Below are 19,532 nucleotides of genomic sequence, written 5' to 3'. Positions count from 1 at the left end.
ACAATAAATAAGAAGCTCTATATTTTATCTTTTATTATTTTTTCTACTTCATTTAGATAATCCTTGCGGGTTTCATCAGAAACATAAGGAACTGCACCAAAAAATCTATGTCCAATTACTTTTATACCATTTAAAATTGATTCCTCCTTAAATTTAAATACATTCTATTTTCCATTGAAAAAATAAATATATTCTATTCTTACTAGATGTCTATGAAGCATCTATTTAAATGAATATTTACAAAAAAATTAAATTATGTCTGTATTTAAAGAATTAATCATTTCTTATAGCTTGATTTAGTGCATCATTTACTGCCATCATAATTCCCTTACTTGTCATTGTGGCACCAGATACTGCATCCACCTCTGTAGATTGTTTTTCTATAATTTCACTCGGAATTACTGCTAAAGCTTCTTTTCCTTTTGTTTCATTGTTAGATACTATTTCTACATTTGTAATTTTGTCATCTTTTACTGTAACTGCAACTTTTAACTCTGGGCCCTTACCTTGTCCAATTCCGTCATAAGTTCCATCATTATATTTTCCTTGATTATTAGATGTTAATGAAACATTGATTTCCGCTTGGCTTAAAGCATTATTTACTGCTTCCATAATTCCTTTACTTGTCATTGTAGCTCCTGATACTACATCAACGTCTGTAGATTGTGTATCTACAATTTTGCTAGGGATAGTATTTAAGGCTTCTTTGCCTTTTGTTTCATTATTAGATACTATTTCTACATTTGTGATTTTGTTATCTTTTATAGTAACTGCAACTTTTAAATCTGGATTCTTACCTTTCCCTACTCCTGTATATGTTCCATCTTTATATTTCTTTTGCTCTGATTTGTTAATATCTGAACTACTAGCAACAGTATTATTTGATGAATGATTAGGGATTGTATCCTTCATAACACCACCTAAAGCATTTACTCCAGTAAATGCAGCAATAGCTATTGCACTAGGAAGTAATGGACTTACATCTTCACCTAAAATATTTACTTTAGTATTTTTTCTAGGGCAAACATCTATACACTTAAAACAATTTATACATTCTCCACTGCTCACCTTATCCATTTCATAAAGCTTTATTCCCATTGAACAATTATTTGTACATATTCTACAAGGTCCACATTTGTCTCTAAGTTTCTTTATTTTTAAAATTCTAGCCTTCGATAGGATTGAAAAGACAGCTCCAAGCGGGCAAAGATATCTACAGAAAAATCTTTCTATAAAAGCTGCTCCAATTGCTATTATTGCAAGTATTATAAATCCTCCTGTATAACCTGCTATAGCACCCGAAATATTATCAAGCTGTGCAAATGCATCCCAAGGACTATAACTATCAAACGCTGTACTACCACTTGTCCAAATAACTACTATTATAAATAGTAAAATAACATATTTTAAATATTTTAATATAGAATCTACTTTTTCATTTACTTTGAATTTTGTTTTAAATACTTTTTTTGATACCATGTAGATAAAATCATTAATAGCTCCAAAGGTACAAAGCCATCCACAAAAGAATCTCCCAAGTACTATGGTTATAATAAAAATTGTAATCATTGCTAATAATTGAGGCCATACTGATATTACATCAAAATTTCCTTTAAGAACCATTGAGTATAGCTTTTTAAATTGATTAAAAATCACTGCAACTAATTCTGGCATTAAAATTAAAAATATAATTTGAGAAATTAATCTCAATCCTTGTAACCTTGATATTGCTTTTTTCATCGTCTCTCTCCCATTCTACTATCCATGTTAATAAATTTGTTTTTCTCTTATAGGCTATCCTTGTAATTAAATTCTGTATTGGTTATCTTAAAATTATTTTTTATTCCTGATGTTGCATATACTTCTTTATTTTTAGTAATAAAAATGGCATCAATTCCTTTTAAAGATTCTATTAGTTTGATACTCTTTTCAAGCCCCATAATATAAACCCCTGTAGATAGTCCATCCCCATCAATGGAGTGATCTGAGATTATCGTTGAGCTTATAACCTCACTTTCAGAAGGATATCCTGTTTTAGGATCAATTATATGGTGATATATCTTTCCTTCCTTAGTAAAATATCTTTCATAATTTCCTGATGTAACTACAGATTTATTTTCCACACTAATAACTCCAATATGTTCTCCACGAGTATCAACAGGGTTTTGAATACCTACTTTCCATAAAGTTTTATCTGGCTTTGTGCCCAAGGCATAAATATTTCCACCAAGATCGATTAAAGCGCTTTTAATCCTGTTATTCTCAAAAACTTTCTTTACTTCATCTGCAGCATATCCTTTAGCTATTCCGCCAATATCAATTGCTTGCTTTGTATGTTTTAAACCTATTGAATGGCTCTTTTCATCAAGAATTATATCTTCATAATTTACGAGTTTAAGATTACTTGTAATTTCACTTTTACTTGGTATTCTAGGATTATCACTTCCTATACGCCATAGACTTACTATAGGCCTTATAGTTGGATCAAAAGTCCCTCCTGATAACCTGCTGTATTCTACTGCTTTATTTATTACAAAGTAAGTATCTGTGCTCACAGCTTGATTTGACACTCCAGCATTTTTATTTATCATGGAGACCTCACTAAATTCTTTAAATACAGACATTTTATTTTCTATAATATTGAGTCTATCCATAGCTTCCTGAATGGCTTTTTCTCCATTTTTTCCATCCACTCTTAATCGTATTATTGTACCAAGTCCATAAAATTCTCTTACAATAGTTTCTTCACTTTCTTTATTATTCTTGTTAACTACATAAGCTGCAATAACTATAATAAAAGCTCCAATAACAATTACTAAGAATATATTTTGCTGAATTAATCCAATCAATTTTTAATACCCCCCAGAATATAAGATTTTACTTTTTTAAAACTATCAAAACCTTTGTGTTTCCTCCAATCTATATTTACAATTTCTGAACGTATTCTAACATTTATTTGTGTGAATTTTATGGGGATAGTAATTTTTTAAACAAAAAGAACCACCACATAAAGATATATTTGTATCTCAATGTAAGTGGTATCAATGTTTGTATCATATCTATTCTTATTTTTGATGTCACTTTCCTAATAATTCATCAACTAATGCTTTATTGTTTTCTACGCAATGCCCACAGCCAGTTCCAACTTCAGTTTTTTCTTGAACTTCTTCAAATGATTTTGCACCATTAGCAATAGCATTCTTTATGTCTTTTACTTTAACATTTTTACATCCGCATATTACTTTATCATCATCCATTATATTGCCTCCTTAGTTATTATTAGCTTAAATATAAAACTTTTTTACACTAAATAGTTTTAACACTTTTATTTTTATTATGTATACTAATAGTGAAATTCAAAGCTTTTACACCCCAAATCCAATATTAATATTTTGGGTGTAAAAGCTTTGATTAATAAAATTTCACAAATTCAGCAGCAGGCTTTCTATATCCTCTAATTTTATTACTACTCTTGTCCATTTTTCCCATAGTAATCATTAAAACCGGAACTTCATTCTCTGGAATATTTAATAACTTACCAATCTTCTCCTTCTCAAAATAAATCATTGGGCATGTATCCCAGCCTTTGTCTTTAGCTAATAACATAAATAGCATCGCTGACAATGAAGCATTTCTTATAGCTTCTTCATGCTTAAATTCTTCTCCCCAACCTTCATAAAGACTATTAATAGTATTAAGCATGATTTCATAATCAGTTTTATCAATCATTCCAAGCATCATTGAGCCTTCATAAATTTTATCTGCTGATAAGTATGCGTTTTTATCACCTGTTACAATTATAGTTGCTGAAGCAGTTTTTATTTTGTACTGTTTAAATGATGCATCATAAACTTTCTCCATAAGCTCCTTATCTTCTACAACATAGTACCTAGCATGTTGCAAATTAAAAGCAGAAGGCGCCAGTGAAAGTTCTCTAAATATATCATTAAAATCTTCTCTAGGTATTGTAATATTTTCAATAAATTTATTAGCTGATCTTCTTTCTCTTACAATTTTTAAAAAATCATTCATTATTACCCCTCTTTTTATTCTTATTTTGTTTATGAAGTTCAACCAACATCCCTCTGAATATTAGTTGAACTTATACAATTCTTAATTTTCTTTCTTCATTTCTAAAATCAAAATATGAGATGTCTCTTTGGCTTTGATTAAAATATCTTCCTCAACTATTTCCATTCCATCTCTATTATTTAATTCAATGTCATTTATTATAGCACCACCTTCTATTTGAACCAAATAGGACTGTCTCCCTTCATTAACTTGAAAATTAATTTCGTTTCCTTTATCAAGTTCTAGGGAATAAACATTTATATCTTGATTTATTTTTATTGGTGCATTTCCATTTTTACTCGAAACCATATGAAGCCATTTATTTTGTCTATCTCTCCAGTCAAATCTATAATCTCCATAATTAGGCTTATAATCTTCCTTATCTGGAAATATCCATATCTGTAAAAATCTCAACTCATCTTTCCCTAAATTATGCTCGCTATGATATACGCCTGTGCCAGCACTCATGTATTGAACATGACCACGAGTTATTGTATTTTTATTTCCCATGCTGTCTCCATGTGTAAGTTCACCGTTAACTACATATGATATTATTTCCATATTTCTATGTGGATGAGTATCGAATCCAGTATTAGATTCAACTAAATCATCATTTATAACTCTTAAAACTCCAAACTTTATATTATGTGGGTTATAGTATTCTGCAAATGAAAAATGAAATTTGCTTCTTAACCATCCTAGATTACTACTGCCCATATTTCCGCTTTCAATTTTTCTTAACATTTTTTACCCTCCTCCATTTTATCTAACTCTATCAAATTTTAGAACATATTCGCAAAATATAATTTATGAATAAGCAATAGATAATAGTAAATATTTAAAATGTATTACTAATAAACTCAAAGAGTTTTTTCTACTACTCCTACTTCTTCACTCTTTTTTTTTGCTCTATTATAAAATCTGGTTAACACTTCAGTACTAATCAGTTAATTACTAATTAGTACTATTTATTTAAAAATTAAGGTGTAAGTTCCACTTTATACACCTGATAATTTCTTTAACATATTTATTAGATTCTTCTTCTCTTCAACACTTAAAGTGCTAAAAATTTCATTTAAATTATCTACATGTTTAGGGAAGAGTTCACTCATAAGCTTTCTTCCTTTTTCAGATATGCTTATTAAACTTGCGCGTCTATCCTTAGGATCAGGACGTCTATCAATCAAATCATCTTTAGCTAAGTTATCTATAACAACAGTCATATTACCACCAGTTGAAAGAGTTTTTTCTAATATTTCACTGACTCTTAAATCTCCCTTATGATACAGTACTTCAAGTACCCCAAATTGTGAATAAGTTAATCCTCCTTCTTTGATAATCTTAAGTTCTCTTTTGTTAACACTTTGTATGCATCGGCTTAATGCTATAATAGTTTTTAAATTTAAATCATTTAATTCTCCATAAGTTACTTTATTCTTATTCATGGATATAATATTATTACTAATTAGTAATAATGTCAAGGTATCATATCAAAATAGTTTTCCAAACTAAAAAAGCCATCTAAAATTTAAATATTTTAAGACAGCTTCTTCAACGTATAAACTCTATGTATGTTAAATAATATACTTATGCTATTATCTATAACATATTACTACACTTCATGAAGGCATTTATTAGTAGGACTTTCAATCCAGATTCCCTCATAATTGTATCTTGAACCATGGCAAGGACAGTCCCAAGTCAAATCATCAGCATTCCATTTAAGTTCGCAGCCTAAATGAGCGCACTTTGTTGATACTGTATATACTTTGCCTTCATTATCCTTATAGACACCAGCCTTTTGACCTTTATATTCTATAATGCCTCCATGACCATTTTCAATACTACTTAAGGTTTCCTCTGGAATATTTATCCTCTCCGCGATAAAGTTTTTTGCAGTTATGACAAGATCCTTTGCAGCATTTTTCATAGATGCTGACATGTCAAATCTTCTTGGCGAGAATATTTCAGAGAAGTCATTTTCCTTTTCAAGAATTATATCGCTTATTATCATTGCTGCAACCATTGAAGTTGTCATTCCCCATTTTTTAAATCCTGTTTCAACATAAATATTAGGGGTTTTAGATGAGTAGTGACCTATATAAGGTATATTGTCTAAGGTCATACAATCTTGAGTCGACCAATGATATTTTTCTGTTGCATTTGGATAAAATTCTTTAGCAAACTTTCTTAATTCCTCGTATGCTCCCCCTTCTTCATTTTCCCCAGTTCTTCTGGCTGCACCATCAAGTATTAATAGATTCTTATAATTTCTAAATGAATATGTATTTTGATCAATACCTTTATACATTCCCTTAACATCTTGCGCATTTTCTAAAGCTATAGCATATGCTCTTTCTTGATGCATTCTCATAAAATAGTAACCTGGAGTATTTAAGAATGGGTAATGTGATGCAACTACTATTTTATTTGCTTTAATTTTCATATCATTTTTTGTAACTACAGTATTATCCTCAGTAATATCAAGAGCTACTGTATTTTCATAAATAGTTAACTGTTCTGAAATTGATCTTAAGAATTTTAGTGGGTGAAACTGTGCTTGATTCTTAAATTTCAATGCCTTTTTAGCTTTTATCGGAATATTTACTTCATCTACAAGCTCAGCATCAATTCCTAATCTTTTCGCTGCATTATATTCGTCCTCAATGTCCTTAATGTTATCTGAAGTATACAAGTAAGCATCTTTATGCTCAAAATCACAATCAATTTTTTCTGCATCAATTATTTCCTTGTATTTTCTTATAGCAAGCTCATTAGCTCTTGCATATTGACTGGCACTATCTTCACCAAATTCTTTTATTAATTTATCATAAATTAATTCATGCTGAGATGTTATTTTAGCAGTTGTATTTTTAGTAACTCCTCCTGCTATACTTCTTGCATCAATTACAACAACATCTCTCCCACTTTTATTTAGCATATATGCTGTGAGCAATCCTGCCATTCCAGCCCCTATTATAAGAATATCACATTGAATATCTTGATTTAAAGTTTCTCTCTTTCTAAAATTAACTTCATAGCTCCATACACTTTCCATGTAAATCACCTCATGCTTAGTATTCCATTTTTTTAGATACTATACACAGATTTCTATTAGTTCCCACAAATAATCTCGAAACTATGGATTACAAAAAAACTGGAATATAAATTCCTAAAGAATAAAAAAAGCTTCTAGCACATCATAAGCAATTGTGCTAAAAGTTTTATTGAAGATACAATTACTAGTCTATATCTTCAGCCCTTTTGAATATTTTGAGCAAGCGCAAATAGTGATTAGCTTCACGTAGCGTATGATCTCCCAACAATGGTATTATTATAGACTTAATCTTACATTCTACTAGACCTTGAGTACCTTGTGCCTTAAAATTTCTTATAGACTTGGTTGCTTCTAAGCTTTCATCTGTAACTTTAGAAATTGGAATTGATTTATTCATAGCTGCTCTTGCTTCTCTAGTTAATATATCAAATTGATGACCAAAGTTATTTGCTGTATTTATTAGCTCATCTTCAGTTGGATCTAGCAATCCTCTTATAAACTTTGAATGTTCAGCCATAATTCTATTCCAAAAAGCCTCCTGTTCATAAGCTTCTCTCTCTATATCAATTTCTTCATGATTTTGAAGCCTTTGAACTAGCATAAAATAAAACTTTGCTTCTCTTAAGATGTGGTCTATAAGCAAAGGATAATTAACTGTAAATATCTTGCATGATAAGACATCTGATAATAATCTAGATTTAAACCTGATTAAACCAGCTGTCAATTCCAATGCTCTATTGTTAATTGCAAATACTTTTTTCTCTAGTTCTTCATGATTATGTCTGCTAAAAGAATCACTCATTAATTCAGCTTCCACTTTAGTAATATTAGTGGCGATTTTTACTCCTGTAAAATATGCCGATGCTTTTTCGGCTTCAAGTGTAAAAGGAGTTACTACTTCACCAGATTGTAATACATCACCGCCTACAACACCTTCTGAAACAGTAATTGCATCATATAAAAGATTGTCAAATCCCATCCTAAAAGCATCTGCTTCTTCTATATAATTTGAATTCTTTGGCGTAAAGCCTATTTCCAAGAAAAATGAATGTTCCTTCATAATTCTCGCAAAGAAAAGATGTAATTCCAAGGATTGTCGTATAAAATTACCAGTTGATAACACGTTAATTTCTCCCATACAATAATTAAATATCAATTTTATTATATTATTTTTCCCTGCTAACTGTTACTTTCTATAATACTTTTTGAATTAAAAATTGTTTGGTCATAATGAATTTACCTATAATAAATTAGAAGATGGCTTTAATTAAATATGCATTCAAATATATTTAAGAGTGGTCTTTATAAAATAAATAGAGCTATGATAACCTTCCATAACTCTATTATAGATTTCTATTGATTATGTTTTACATTAATTGTTGCTTAATTTAATATTAAGCTCTTTTCTTAATTTCTTCTTCACTTTCAATATCTAGCAAATCATCTTTCCTAGATATTGCTATATCACATGCTTGACCAAAGTATGCAAACTTTACTCCGAAAAGATAAATCAGTAATCCCATAAGAGCTAAGTATAAAACAATATATAGCGGTCCTAAGAACGCTGTTGGAACCGAATTATACAAAGTTAATGTTCCAAAAAATATGAAGATTACGCCTGCTACCCATTTTATATATATATCTGGTACATGCTTGCACATCCATGCTCCTCCTAAAATTCCTATACCATCTGCAATAAGCATTCCTACTGTGGTTCCCATTAAGATAAAAATTGGCTGTTGATTTTCTGCCGCTATAGTTATTGTCATAAGCTGAGTCTTATCTCCCATTTCTGCTAAGAAAAATGCAATGGCTACTGTAACAATAGGACCAAATTTTACTTTCTTGTTTTCTTCATCATCTAATTTATCTCCACGTATTGTCCAAAGACCAAAGGCTAGAAAAGATACTGCTGCTATAATTTTTACTAAATCCATTGGAATTACAGAGCTTAAGTAACTTCCAACTGCAACTGCTAATGCATGATTTAAAATAGTTGCAATTAGCACTCCAAGTAATACTTGTTTAGCTTTGTATTTACTTACCATTGCCATTGCCAGAAGCTGCGTCTTATCACCCATTTCTGCAACTACCACTAATAATAATGCCTTAATAAATGATGCCATTTTAATACCTCCAAATTATATTATTTATTAACCCGAACTCTCCCTCTTTGTGTACTTTTTCATCAATTCAAACTTGTTTTAGTTTAGTTTTTAATTCCTAGCCAAACTTGTCCAAAAGTATATTCCCAGCCATAAGGATCAAATATACTAATTATTAAAGAACAAAATCGCAGGCGACTGTGGAGCCGGAGATTTTTTCACGCATCTGCCTTTTCGAACGCATGTGAGAAAAATTTGGCAGGCGAATAAGATTTCTTTTTTATTCTTTTTAAGATACAAAAACTAGTCAATAAACCTTTTTTTAAATTATCCACAGATTTTATTGTAATATAAATTCTTAAAGAATAAAAAAATAAAGACCTTCAGCACAATAACGTGTCCTAATATAAGAATTTTAATGAACTAGATCAAAACTCTTATATCAAAACACAAATATTGCGCTAAAAGTCTCACTTAACTAAAATTAGTTACGATAAAGCCAGACCTAAGGTCAGTATGTTGACTTCATCACCTTTTTAAAGGCAGTTACTCCCTCTTAACTTTAAATCAAATTTTCATTAAATTAATTTTACAGCAAGTTCCATTGAGTGTCAATAAATCCATAAATTTATCTTTTTCTACACTTCTAGGATTTAAGGCTATAATCTTCCACCTATAAATTAGCATTGCTATCTGATACTACTAATCTCCAGTAGTGCTTGTCCTCATTATTTAAAGAAAGAGCAGAACTATCTTCAAAATTACAGTGTTCTTTCAAAGGCTATTCTTTTATTTCCATCTTCTAAATAGATTACTCCACAATATTGGAATTTATTTTTCTTAAGCAACTTTTGCATAGATATATTTTCTTCATGTGTATCTATTTTTATGCTATGTACCCCTTTACTTAAACAAAGCTCCTCAACATTTTTAATAATTTTAGATGATAAGCCTAATCCTTTATAAGTGTTATCTACAGCTATCCTATGAATAACTGCATATTGGCTATTAGTAATCCATTCACCTTCATAAATAGAATCATATGTTTTTTCTCCGTCAAAAGAAACCGCTGCCGTAGCAACAATATTATTGTCTTTTAATAAAATATAGCTATGTTTATTAGCAATGTCATTTCCTATTGTTTCAGGATTAGGATAATTATTCTGCCATTGATCAATTCCTTGTTCTTTAAAGTAAGCTTGTGCCTGCTTAATAATGTTCATTATATCATCTATATCTGTTTCAACCGCTTTTCTAAATCCCATTTCTATTCTCCTTTATACAACCAAATTCATTTGTATTCAATAAACACAAAAATATATACTAAAATTAAGTTTCTTCTCTTCATCAAAATCATTAAAGCTTACCTAAATTTACAATATTTGAAGTTTCAATTATCATTAGTGTATCCTAATTCACTTCAAAGCTCAATTATATTTTCATATAAACTTGCTAAAGCCTGGACTATTCTTGTGTAATACTCACCATCATAAAATCGTACGATAAAAGATAAGCGTAAATACTACCCAAAATCATTTAGTAATATTTGCACTTAGATAATACCAAAGTATATTAAATTATTGCTTATTAATATCCATTATCACTCATTTACTCGAGTTTCATTTTTAATTTTAAAATACTATCTTAACTTAGAATATTTGTGCGAATTTAAAAAACTATAGAATAATTTTTTAAATTCATATTTCTTACTATTTAGATTTAAATCCGTAATTTTTGTAAAGTTACCCCCCTTATAGTATAGTGCTTTTGCTATTTGATGAAGAGGTGAATTTTCTGAATAACCACTCAATTTATATCTGCTAATACCAATTTTAAGAGTTATATATTCAAAATCAATATATGGATGATAAAACAAACTAGCGAGCGTAGCTTCACCTAAGTTATTTATTCTATTAATCATTTTATCAATACCATCTTTTTCTTCTACATAGCCTAACGGTGTAGGTATATACAAAGTTCTATAATTTCTAGGACTTTTAACTATTATATCTCCCCAAATGCCTACAAATGGTTCATAAATAATATCAAAATATTGTTCAAATATGCTTTGTTGAAATGCAGTGGCTGCATAGTGAGGTGTCTCAAAAAACTTAACAGGTAATTCTAATTTCTTTGCAGTGTTAATAGCCGCTTCAACTCTTTTTCTTATACTTTTTTCATCATTATTTCTTTCATCACTAAACTCAGTACCAACCGCGCTTACTTCATCACCATACTGGTGAGTATAGCCATGTAAACCAATTGTTCCATTTCTGTTTAATAAATACTCCATTGTAAATAGAAAGTTAGCATTTGGCATACTATAATCTTTTGATATATCATTATCAATTCCATTCTGGGGATCAACAAATCTTGGTATCCATGCTATATGAAATGGTATGCCCGCTGAATACATATAATCCGCAACTACTCTAAGCTTTTCTAAGTTATCAGAATCTAAATATTCACCGCCTGCTGTTATGTCTTCAAATCGAATTAAACCAACTCTTCCATAAATATTTTTGCGATTCCTATAATTAATTTTATCCCAATAAAGTGAAATAGTGCTCCTACTATAATCCCACTTAGATCTTATGCTTAATATTCTGCACATGTCAAATAACGATATATAAAATGCACTATTAATCACAGTAAATTTATAATCACTAATGCAATAATCTATACATATAGATGACTTCTCCTTAAACTTTATATCTATTTTACTCCCATTAATATTAATTTTGCCTCCAGTCTGGTTAACAAATTCTAAAATGGGCATAAAATAGCGATTAATATTTTTATATATAGAAGTATTAAACTTTATTGATTTGCCTTCAAAATTTATCTTCAGATCATCTTCAACTAAAAATATTCTTTTATCACAAAGCATTTTTCTTCACTTATTACAATATTGCTTCACAAATATAAAGTATGTTTACAAACTCATAATGCCACTTATACAATATTTTAAAGATAATATAAAAAGAATATATTTTTTCTAGATTCACATAATAAATTCAACATATTTAAATTTTATAACATTAAACTGACGAAAGGGGTTCTTGAATTGAAGAGATTTATTTCAATATTCTCTATTTTTTTGCTTCTGTCATTTACTATTAGTACTGCTGCAGTAGCTGATATAAATCAACCACGAACTTTTAAAGAAGGATTTTATAACATACGAGATCTAGGCCTTATGGAAAATGTATCTTATAACGTTCAAAATTTATCTGAATATAGAGGATTTATGGTTGTATTTGATTCTGAACAGAAAATACAACAAGCTATTTCCTTAGATCCACGCTCTCAAAAGTTTCCACTTAAACCCATTCGAAATAATGATAGAATTGTAATATTGGGTCAAGGCGCGTTAACTTTTTCTTAAATAAAATTACATTTCTCAATTATCGTTTATAATTAAGAGTATATTTTCTTTAAATACTGTACATAATTAAAATGCAATTTCATAGAACAAAAAAGAGATAGCTTTATTATTATCTACCTAGTTTAAATGCTATCTCTATTTCTTTTTATTTTTTAGTTTAAATTGCTACATTCTAGCCAATCACTTCTTAATTTATATCTTATATGAATTTATGAAATTCAAGTATTGAGTTCTCAATATTTTTAGCTATTGGCAATTTAATAAAGAACGTAGTTCCTATGCCTAATTCTGTTTCAAACCATATTTGACCCTTATGAATGTTGGTAACAGTATGATATGCCATAAATAATCCTAACCCTGTACCACCACTTCTTCTAAAAGAAAAAGGTTCAAATAAAGTTTCACTTAAATCTTCTGGTATTCCCCCCGCTGTATCTTTAATCTGAATTATCATGAAATCTTCATCTTTTTCTACTAAAATCTCAATCTCTCCACCATCATCCATAACTTGTACTGCATTATTTATAATATTTTCAATTGCTCTCTTTAGCAGCTTTTCAGACATATTTATGTATTCATCTAAATTATTATAGAAAGATAACTTAATTTTTTTATGTTCACAAATTGGCTCAAAATAACTTATAATATTTTCTATTATCAGAATTACCTTCTGAGGCATAAGTTTTTCTGGCTTAAATATACTCAAAAGTTCAATAATCATATCATTCATCTCATCAGCCTGTGTTATTATCCTGCTTAAATAGTTATCAATTCTAACTTTATCAGAAGTTATCATTCCTAATTGCCCTAATCCTCTAATTACTGATAATGGATTTTTTAGATCATGAACTGCTGTTGCTATCAATTCACTCGTTGCTTGTAAATTTATATGTTCTCCTGAAGATTTGTCGTTGCTATTATTTATATACGTAATTGTTGCTTCAATCGAATTTGCACAAGCTACTAATATATGAAGCCTTTCTGGTCTTGCATATTTAACAGGTACACTTATATCCATTGCACCAATAATTTTATTATCATACTTTATGGGAACACCAATACATGCACATCCACCATAAGCAATACCATAATGTTCTATTCCATAAACAAGAACCGGCTCTCCTATTGCTAATGCTGTACCTGCACCATTATTCCCTATATCTTTTTCTGACCAACTTGAACCAATACATAATCCTGCTTTTTTCCCTCCTAATTCTTCTGGAGTGCCTCTATAATCAATAATCCATCCATCTTTGTCTTATAAAGCTACAATATGCGGTATTCCGCTCAGACTCATTGATAAAGAATCCATATATAACTTTGAAACTTCAATAAGCTGTGAATTTTCTTTTATCTTTTTCTTTAAATCTTTATCTAATAAAAACTTAAATTTTATTTTTTCAGGCTTTATTCCTAATTCACTGCATCGTTTCCATGATTCTAATGTAATCTTTCTTACAGTAGGATTACTATTTACAATTGATATAAAACTCTCCCACTCCTCTAAACTATCATTTGTTTCTCGTAGACATTCCATTCCTACACCACCCTAATATTTGTTTTTCGAATTTTAAATAAATACATTGATAGTATTCGACATTTGGTCCAATATTCCTCTTTTACCATTTAAACACCAAATTATATTGTTTTTAATTGTATGCACTTTATCTAGATAGAAAGAGAACATGTCTTTTCATTGATATTAAAGTAAATATGCATCCAAATTAGTAACTCGTTTTCTAATTAAGATTAACTTGAAATATTATGGGAATATATATTTAATGGAGATTAAATTCTATTGACATTGATTTATTAAAATGTTAATCTGATTTCATTCAATTTAATTACATTATATTATATTTTAATCAATTTTAATATGGAGGTTTGTTATGAGTTTAATTGGTTTAACTAAAGGCACAGATTTAGAAGAAAAAATTAATGAAATGTGGAAGGCAGAAGCAATAGGTGCTGCAACTTATCAAGCTTTTGCGATAGTGGCTCAGGAAAGAGGTCTATCCGAATTAGCAGATGAACTAAAAAAGATTTCTGCTGATGAAGCTCGTCATGGCGGATTATATGCAGCACTAAATGGTCATACAAATGAAAATTTACGTGATGCTTTGAGTTCAATGTCTATTGGTGAAATCTCTGCAGGAGAAAAAATAAAAGAATTATCTAAAATTCTTGATAAATCAGGCCTTAAAGAAGCAGCTCAAGCTGTACATACTGCTGTCGAAGATGAGTGTAGACATGGTGAGATTTTAAAAGGGTTAGTTGAAAAATATTTATAGTGGATAAAATAATATAAATCTAACCTATAATTAATTTATCTATAATAAGCTCTATAAAATATAAGTTTAATTCAAAATACAAAAAATATAATAACACTAAACTTGAGCTTTTGATTTGAAGCTTGAGTTTAGTATTATTTTACACAATTATTTTTTGATTTTCATAACTTCTCTCAATTTCTTTTTTCTGAAATACATATAAACAATGATTTCGTTCATGATTATCTAAAATTCTTAAACATTATTTCAAAAATCTTATTCTCATTATTAATATCTATAATTATAGTCCTATATAGTTTTCCCACTGAAAATTTAAAATTTCAATTTAATTCTTATTGTTTTTATTAAGTCAATTTAATCTTTCTAAAGTTTAGCTACAAACATAATTATAAATTTTATGCCATATGTACAGGTTCGAATAAATTTTATAAATAAAGAAAGCCTATGAGTATATAGTTAAATTAAAACATATGGAGGATTAAAATGAATGTATTAAAAAAATCTAAGTTGATTATTATAGTTATTTTATTATTATCAAATATAATTCCATATAATATATATGCTTTACAAAACACCACTACTCAACCTCAGCTTAAAGTAGCTGTATTTATAAATAATTTTGAAGATTCATTTCTTTATGAGGTAAAGAAAAATTTAGAAGATATTCAAATTGAAAATTCAGGTAAAGTTCAATTTACTTTTTTTGATGCAAAAGAAAATCAAAGTATTCAAAACGAAAGCATTGAAAATGCACTTAATGAGGATTTTACCCTTTTTGTAATACGTCCTGTTAGTAAAAGCCTAAACGATATTGAAGGTACTTTTAATAAAATACAGCAAAAGAATATTCCATTAATTATTTTATACGAGAAAACTCCATCTATAGTAAACTTACTTAGGCCTTACCGCAATAGATCTATTATAATTAATACAGATCTTGCTCAATCTGGTATTCTTGAAGGTAAAATTCTCGCCAATGCTTGGAATGCAAATAAAGGGGTTTTAGATAAAAATAAAGATAATATAATGCAATATATTCTTATAAAAGGCCCATCTGATAGCAATATAACAGCTCTAAGAAACAAATATTCAATTCAGGCAATAAATGAATCTGGAATAAAAACTCAGGAAATTTCATCAGTCACCTGTGATTTTCTAGAAGAATGCGCAAGAACTTCTGTAGAATCACTGTTTTTAAATTACAGTAATAAAATTGAAGCAATAATTGCTAATAGTGATTCCATGGCAATAGGTGCTGTTAAAGGGCTTCAAAAATATGGATACAATAAAGGAGATCCCTCTAAGTATATTCCAGTTGTTGGAGTTGATGCCTTACCAGAGGCACAAGAACTAATTTCAAAAGGATTTATGACGGGTACTGTTAAGCAAGATCCACGGGAACATGCAAATGCAATTTATTCTATAGGAATGAATTTAATTTCTGGTGCTCCTCCTCTCAGCGGTACTAATTATAAATTTGATGAAACTGGAGTCGCAATTGAGCTGCCTTATTCTGAATATGTTAAATAATAATAAGTTCCTTAATTGTAAATTTATACACCTTTATCATTTATGCATATACTTGTTCTAAAATAATATTTTTATAAGTCCCTTATCTTTAGGGGCTTATTTTTCAATTACTTTTACCAATTCATAATGCTCTATTTCAACAATAAGAAATGAGCTCTATGATTATTAGCTAATTCCTTTTTATTAGTTTGCAATAAAAAATTTTTTAATTAAAAAACTTTATAAATCATTACTCTCGAAATTAAATGATATTTGCGTAACCTTTCCACATTCAGTAAATCCCACATTTTTATATGCTTTATTAGAAGCAGGATTTCTTAAATCTGTATAAAGAACTGGAGTTCTATGTTCACTAAGAATAATTTTACATAATTCAGATACAATTTTTGCTCCAAATCCCTTACCTCTCATATCTGGTATGGTATATACCCCATTAATTCTAACATTTCGCTGTGAACTGTGAGCGATACTTGCCATAGAAATTGTTTTACTATCACATTCCCAAATATATAAATTCTTACTTTCAATATACATTTTTGCAGTTTGTAACTGTTCTTCTGACGTAGTTTCCTTACCAAAGCAATCATAGACAAATCCAGATAAAAATTCTGAAATAATAGTAATATCATTTATCGTAGCTTGTCTAAGGTGTCCCTTAATCTGCTTTGCTTCAATTACAGATGGACACTGAAATGACTCCATTTGCAAAGAAATAGAATAATTTTTATGCTTAACTTTAGAATAATGTTCAGCTAACAAGATTGCTATATCTGGCTTAGCTACAAACGTCAGCATGCCTACATCTTTATATAATTCAGTAAAATCATTTTTTAATTCTTTAATATCATCATTTGTAATATTATTTTCTGTCCATACCCAAGCTGGATATTTAAGCGCCGACTGTCCAATTATTATACTTCTATTCTTATTTGTAAACAAATATGGAGACTCACTTTCTCTTACTAAATGTAGTAAATTAAACTGAACTTCGTCATCAGTAAATGGTTTGGAATCCAATATGCTATCATTTCCTTGAAATCTCATTAACATTAATATACCCCCATAAAAATTTTATAAATTTCTGCCTAACTTTAATTATTGATAATATATATATTGCAAAAATAATTCCTCATCATACTTCTAAAAATATTGCAAGAATTTTAGAAGTAATTGTGAAATGTGCATTGTGAATTGCAACATATATATATTACGTATAATATTTTTTTAATTTGATACTATCTGCAAATTAGCAAATCAATATGGACACCTATAAAGTTTTACTAGTACGCAATGGTTTGTAACTCATTAATAAACTTATCTAAGAAGATATTTACTTTATTTTTGTCTGATTGAGTTCCATATAAATTAACGCTAAGTGTTGCCACGTTGTCAACTATTGATATAACTAACTGAAAATATGGATTATATTTGATTGAGCCTGTCATATAATCTTAGATAATTTCAATATCATCAAATGCAAGCTGTTTTTCATCAATTATCCCTATATTAGTAAAAGCAATAGGTGGATTCACAAATTTTTTCTCAATTATTCCTCTTGCAATCTTATAGGGAAAAATACCGAAAACTTTTTCTAGCATAGCTATCCTTTTAGCCTTAAAAAGATATTGCAGAATATCCCATGCCTCTGCTTTATAATTTTTATAATAATTATTTAGCATTTTACACCTCTATCATAAAATATACTCAGTATTATTTTACCATTTATATATAATTATAACATGCTTGCTCAATGATATATTATCTAATTTTTATTGCACTTTTTATTTTATAATCTTAGAATAAATTTTATATTTATACCAAACCTAATGATGAGTATTATGATTTAAAACAGTTACATGAGTTGGAGGATCATTTGATGAAGACATTTCAAAAAATAATAGTATTCATTCAAATTGTGTTAATTATATTCATACTAATAAATATAGCTCAAGTTAATACATTTGCTAGTTCAAGTTTAAATGTTAGCAATAGTAAAGTAGCTAATGTTGCAGTATTACTATATAGTTTTGATGATCCCTATATGTTAGAAATTAAAAAGAGTTTGGAGAATATTGAAAATCAAAATAAAGATAAAGTCCACTTTACTTTTTATGATGGAAAAAATAATATAGCTGTACAAAACGAAACAATAGATTCTCTTCGCAAGAGTAGTATTGATTTATTTATATTGAAACTAGCTGATACAAAAGAAGAAACCATAAAAAACATCATGCTTAATCTAAAAAATGTTCCAATTATTTTTATGGAAGTTATTCCCGAAGTTGTATCAAAAGTTTCCAAACTTTACAGTAAAGCTGTTTTTCTGTATTCAACTTCAAGCCACGAAGGTGTTTTGCAAGGTAAAATTCTTGTAGATAAATGGAATACTGATAAGAAATTTTTAGACAAGAATAATGATAATATTTTGCAATACATTTTGCTAAAAGGTGAAGCTAATAACCCATATGCTATTGAAAGAACAAATGATGTTATTTCAACAATTAATGGAGCCGGGATACAAACAGAACAGCTTGCTCTAGTAAATGCCAATTGGTTTAGAGAATTAGCTAAAACTTCAGTTGATAATCTATTTCTCAAATATGATGGTAGAATTGAAGCAATAATTGCTAATAATGATGCAATGGCTTTAGGCGCTATTGAAGCACTACAAAAATATGGATATAACAAAGGGAACAAAAATAAGAATATAGCCGTTGTTGGAATTGATGGTCTGGAAGAAGCCAAAAATTTAATAGACAAAGGATTAATGACTGGCACCCTTATTCAAGATACGAAAATGGTAGCTGAAGCCTTTTATAATATTGGAATGAATTTAATTAACAATGAACCCCCTATAGCAAATACACCTTACAAACTAGATAATGGAGTAATTACGATTCCAGAGTCTTATAAGCCATATACAGGTCCAGTTAGTAGTTCATAAGCAGTCTAAAGAATTTAAAAATAGCGAGTATACTTTATAAGTAGACTCACTATTTTCTTAACTTAAATACGTTGCCCAAACAGCATTCTACAAACTACTATATATAAAACTTACCATTAGATTTAAAATTCATTTTTTCCTATCT

20 protein-coding genes are annotated in these 19,532 nt (G+C 28.9%); 4 read left to right on the top strand and 16 right to left on the bottom strand.

What is annotated here, in order from left to right:
• Positions 1-273: 273 nt before the first annotated feature.
• From L3B96_RS16780 to L3B96_RS16730, 11 genes are all read right to left on the bottom strand, one after another.
• Entirely contained in the window at positions 274-1,740 is a 1,467-nt protein-coding gene (locus L3B96_RS16780) for an FMN-binding protein (protein ID WP_238948140.1), read from the bottom strand.
• A 47-nt stretch (positions 1,741-1,787) separates the two neighbouring features.
• Positions 1,788-2,849, bottom strand: a complete 1,062-nt coding sequence (locus L3B96_RS16775) for an FAD:protein FMN transferase (protein WP_238948139.1) — start codon at positions 2,847-2,849, stop codon at positions 1,788-1,790.
• A 228-nt stretch (positions 2,850-3,077) separates the two neighbouring features.
• The gene (locus L3B96_RS16770) at positions 3,078-3,257 is read right to left on the bottom strand and encodes a (2Fe-2S)-binding protein (protein WP_012059247.1); all 180 of its coding nucleotides are present in this window, start codon (positions 3,255-3,257) and stop codon (positions 3,078-3,080) included.
• A 154-nt stretch (positions 3,258-3,411) separates the two neighbouring features.
• The gene (locus L3B96_RS16765; protein WP_238948138.1) at positions 3,412-4,032 is read right to left on the bottom strand and encodes a nitroreductase family protein; all 621 of its coding nucleotides are present in this window, start codon (positions 4,030-4,032) and stop codon (positions 3,412-3,414) included.
• 81 nt (positions 4,033-4,113) lie between these two features.
• Positions 4,114-4,815 (bottom strand): pirin family protein, encoded by a 702-nt coding sequence (locus L3B96_RS16760; RefSeq protein ID WP_238948137.1) that lies wholly within the window; start codon positions 4,813-4,815, stop codon positions 4,114-4,116.
• Positions 4,816-5,069: 254 nt separating this feature from the next.
• Positions 5,070-5,516 carry a MarR family transcriptional regulator gene (locus tag L3B96_RS16755; RefSeq protein ID WP_012059250.1) on the bottom strand — a complete coding sequence of 149 codons (447 nt, stop codon included), beginning with the start codon at positions 5,514-5,516 and terminating at the stop codon, positions 5,070-5,072.
• Positions 5,517-5,683: 167 nt separating this feature from the next.
• A complete protein-coding gene (locus tag L3B96_RS16750) occupies positions 5,684-7,129 on the bottom strand; it encodes an FAD-dependent oxidoreductase (RefSeq protein ID WP_238948136.1) in 1,446 nt (481 codons plus the stop codon).
• A gap of 184 nt (positions 7,130-7,313) precedes the next feature.
• On the bottom strand, positions 7,314-8,252 hold the full coding sequence (locus L3B96_RS16745; protein WP_077830277.1) for a DUF2935 domain-containing protein: 939 nt from the start codon (positions 8,250-8,252) through the stop codon (positions 7,314-7,316).
• A 271-nt stretch (positions 8,253-8,523) separates the two neighbouring features.
• A complete protein-coding gene (locus L3B96_RS16740; protein WP_238899658.1) occupies positions 8,524-9,255 on the bottom strand; it encodes a TMEM165/GDT1 family protein in 732 nt (243 codons plus the stop codon).
• Between the two features lie 740 nt (positions 9,256-9,995).
• On the bottom strand, positions 9,996-10,499 hold the full coding sequence (locus tag L3B96_RS16735; protein WP_238948135.1) for a GNAT family N-acetyltransferase: 504 nt from the start codon (positions 10,497-10,499) through the stop codon (positions 9,996-9,998).
• Between the two features lie 374 nt (positions 10,500-10,873).
• Positions 10,874-12,124 carry a polysaccharide deacetylase family protein gene (locus L3B96_RS16730; protein ID WP_238948134.1) on the bottom strand — a complete coding sequence of 417 codons (1,251 nt, stop codon included), beginning with the start codon at positions 12,122-12,124 and terminating at the stop codon, positions 10,874-10,876.
• Between the two features lie 177 nt (positions 12,125-12,301).
• Between L3B96_RS16730 and L3B96_RS16725 the strand changes: the two genes are divergently transcribed.
• Complete coding sequence (locus tag L3B96_RS16725) at positions 12,302-12,622, top strand: hypothetical protein (RefSeq protein ID WP_238899655.1); 321 nt, start codon at positions 12,302-12,304, stop codon at positions 12,620-12,622.
• A gap of 199 nt (positions 12,623-12,821) precedes the next feature.
• Here L3B96_RS16725 and L3B96_RS27485 read toward each other — a convergent pair whose 3' ends face one another.
• Entirely contained in the window at positions 12,822-13,862 is a 1,041-nt protein-coding gene (locus tag L3B96_RS27485; protein ID WP_343073101.1) for an ATP-binding protein, read from the bottom strand.
• A gap of 18 nt (positions 13,863-13,880) precedes the next feature.
• Entirely contained in the window at positions 13,881-14,159 is a 279-nt protein-coding gene (locus L3B96_RS16715; RefSeq protein WP_238948133.1) for a hypothetical protein, read from the bottom strand.
• 352 nt (positions 14,160-14,511) lie between these two features.
• On the opposite strand from L3B96_RS16715, the gene L3B96_RS16710 reads away from it, so the two are divergent.
• Together L3B96_RS16710 and L3B96_RS16705 are read left to right on the top strand one after the other, a co-directional pair.
• Positions 14,512-14,913 carry a ferritin family protein gene (locus L3B96_RS16710; protein WP_238948132.1) on the top strand — a complete coding sequence of 134 codons (402 nt, stop codon included), beginning with the start codon at positions 14,512-14,514 and terminating at the stop codon, positions 14,911-14,913.
• 483 nt (positions 14,914-15,396) lie between these two features.
• Complete coding sequence (locus L3B96_RS16705) at positions 15,397-16,443, top strand: galactose ABC transporter substrate-binding protein (RefSeq protein WP_238948131.1); 1,047 nt, start codon at positions 15,397-15,399, stop codon at positions 16,441-16,443.
• 219 nt (positions 16,444-16,662) lie between these two features.
• Here the strand turns inward: L3B96_RS16705 and L3B96_RS16700 are convergent, their stop codons facing one another.
• The 3 genes from L3B96_RS16700 to L3B96_RS16690 all read right to left on the bottom strand — a co-directional run bounded on the left by L3B96_RS16700 (position 16,663) and on the right by L3B96_RS16690 (position 18,122).
• Positions 16,663-17,493 (bottom strand): GNAT family N-acetyltransferase, encoded by an 831-nt coding sequence (locus tag L3B96_RS16700; protein ID WP_238948130.1) that lies wholly within the window; start codon positions 17,491-17,493, stop codon positions 16,663-16,665.
• Between the two features lie 230 nt (positions 17,494-17,723).
• Positions 17,724-17,888, bottom strand: coding sequence for a hypothetical protein (locus L3B96_RS16695; RefSeq protein WP_238948129.1), 165 nt, complete (start codon positions 17,886-17,888; stop codon positions 17,724-17,726).
• Positions 17,889-17,894: 6 nt separating this feature from the next.
• Positions 17,895-18,122 (bottom strand): hypothetical protein, encoded by a 228-nt coding sequence (locus tag L3B96_RS16690; RefSeq protein WP_238948128.1) that lies wholly within the window; start codon positions 18,120-18,122, stop codon positions 17,895-17,897.
• A 197-nt stretch (positions 18,123-18,319) separates the two neighbouring features.
• Here L3B96_RS16690 and L3B96_RS16685 point away from each other — a divergent pair, with 197 nt between their 5' ends.
• Complete coding sequence (locus L3B96_RS16685; protein ID WP_238899651.1) at positions 18,320-19,387, top strand: galactose ABC transporter substrate-binding protein; 1,068 nt, start codon at positions 18,320-18,322, stop codon at positions 19,385-19,387.
• The last annotated feature ends 145 nt before the right edge of the window (positions 19,388-19,532 follow it).

This window comes from Clostridium sp. YIM B02569 (assembly GCF_022320765.1).
GTDB lineage: Bacteria > Bacillota > Clostridia > Clostridiales > Clostridiaceae > Clostridium > Clostridium beijerinckii.
Note: the sequence above shows the minus strand (reverse complement) of the source record. Positions and strands in the feature narration are given on the sequence as shown.

Excerpts from the sequence above, each read along its gene's own strand:
- L3B96_RS16760 (WP_238948137.1), bottom strand. The coding sequence starts at position 4,815 with ATGTTAAGAAAAATTGAAAGCGGAAATATGGGCAGTAGTAATCTAGGA.
- L3B96_RS16690 (WP_238948128.1), bottom strand. The coding sequence starts at position 18,122 with ATGCTAAATAATTATTATAAAAATTATAAAGCAGAGGCATGGGATATT.
- L3B96_RS16755 (WP_012059250.1), bottom strand. The coding sequence starts at position 5,516 with ATGAATAAGAATAAAGTAACTTATGGAGAATTAAATGATTTAAATTTA.
- L3B96_RS16735 (WP_238948135.1), bottom strand. The coding sequence starts at position 10,499 with ATGGGATTTAGAAAAGCGGTTGAAACAGATATAGATGATATAATGAAC.
- L3B96_RS16765 (WP_238948138.1), bottom strand. The coding sequence starts at position 4,032 with ATGAATGATTTTTTAAAAATTGTAAGAGAAAGAAGATCAGCTAATAAA.
- L3B96_RS16780 (WP_238948140.1), bottom strand. The coding sequence starts at position 1,740 with ATGAAAAAAGCAATATCAAGGTTACAAGGATTGAGATTAATTTCTCAA.
- L3B96_RS16715 (WP_238948133.1), bottom strand. The coding sequence starts at position 14,159 with ATGGAATGTCTACGAGAAACAAATGATAGTTTAGAGGAGTGGGAGAGT.
- L3B96_RS16740 (WP_238899658.1), bottom strand. The coding sequence starts at position 9,255 with ATGGCATCATTTATTAAGGCATTATTATTAGTGGTAGTTGCAGAAATG.
- L3B96_RS16695 (WP_238948129.1), bottom strand. The coding sequence starts at position 17,888 with ATGACAGGCTCAATCAAATATAATCCATATTTTCAGTTAGTTATATCA.
- L3B96_RS16685 (WP_238899651.1), top strand. The coding sequence starts at position 18,320 with ATGAAGACATTTCAAAAAATAATAGTATTCATTCAAATTGTGTTAATT.
- L3B96_RS16750 (WP_238948136.1), bottom strand. The coding sequence starts at position 7,129 with ATGGAAAGTGTATGGAGCTATGAAGTTAATTTTAGAAAGAGAGAAACT.
- L3B96_RS16705 (WP_238948131.1), top strand. The coding sequence starts at position 15,397 with ATGAATGTATTAAAAAAATCTAAGTTGATTATTATAGTTATTTTATTA.
- L3B96_RS16730 (WP_238948134.1), bottom strand. The coding sequence starts at position 12,124 with ATGCTTTGTGATAAAAGAATATTTTTAGTTGAAGATGATCTGAAGATA.
- L3B96_RS16700 (WP_238948130.1), bottom strand. The coding sequence starts at position 17,493 with ATGTTAATGAGATTTCAAGGAAATGATAGCATATTGGATTCCAAACCA.
- L3B96_RS16770 (WP_012059247.1), bottom strand. The coding sequence starts at position 3,257 with ATGGATGATGATAAAGTAATATGCGGATGTAAAAATGTTAAAGTAAAA.
- L3B96_RS16710 (WP_238948132.1), top strand. The coding sequence starts at position 14,512 with ATGAGTTTAATTGGTTTAACTAAAGGCACAGATTTAGAAGAAAAAATT.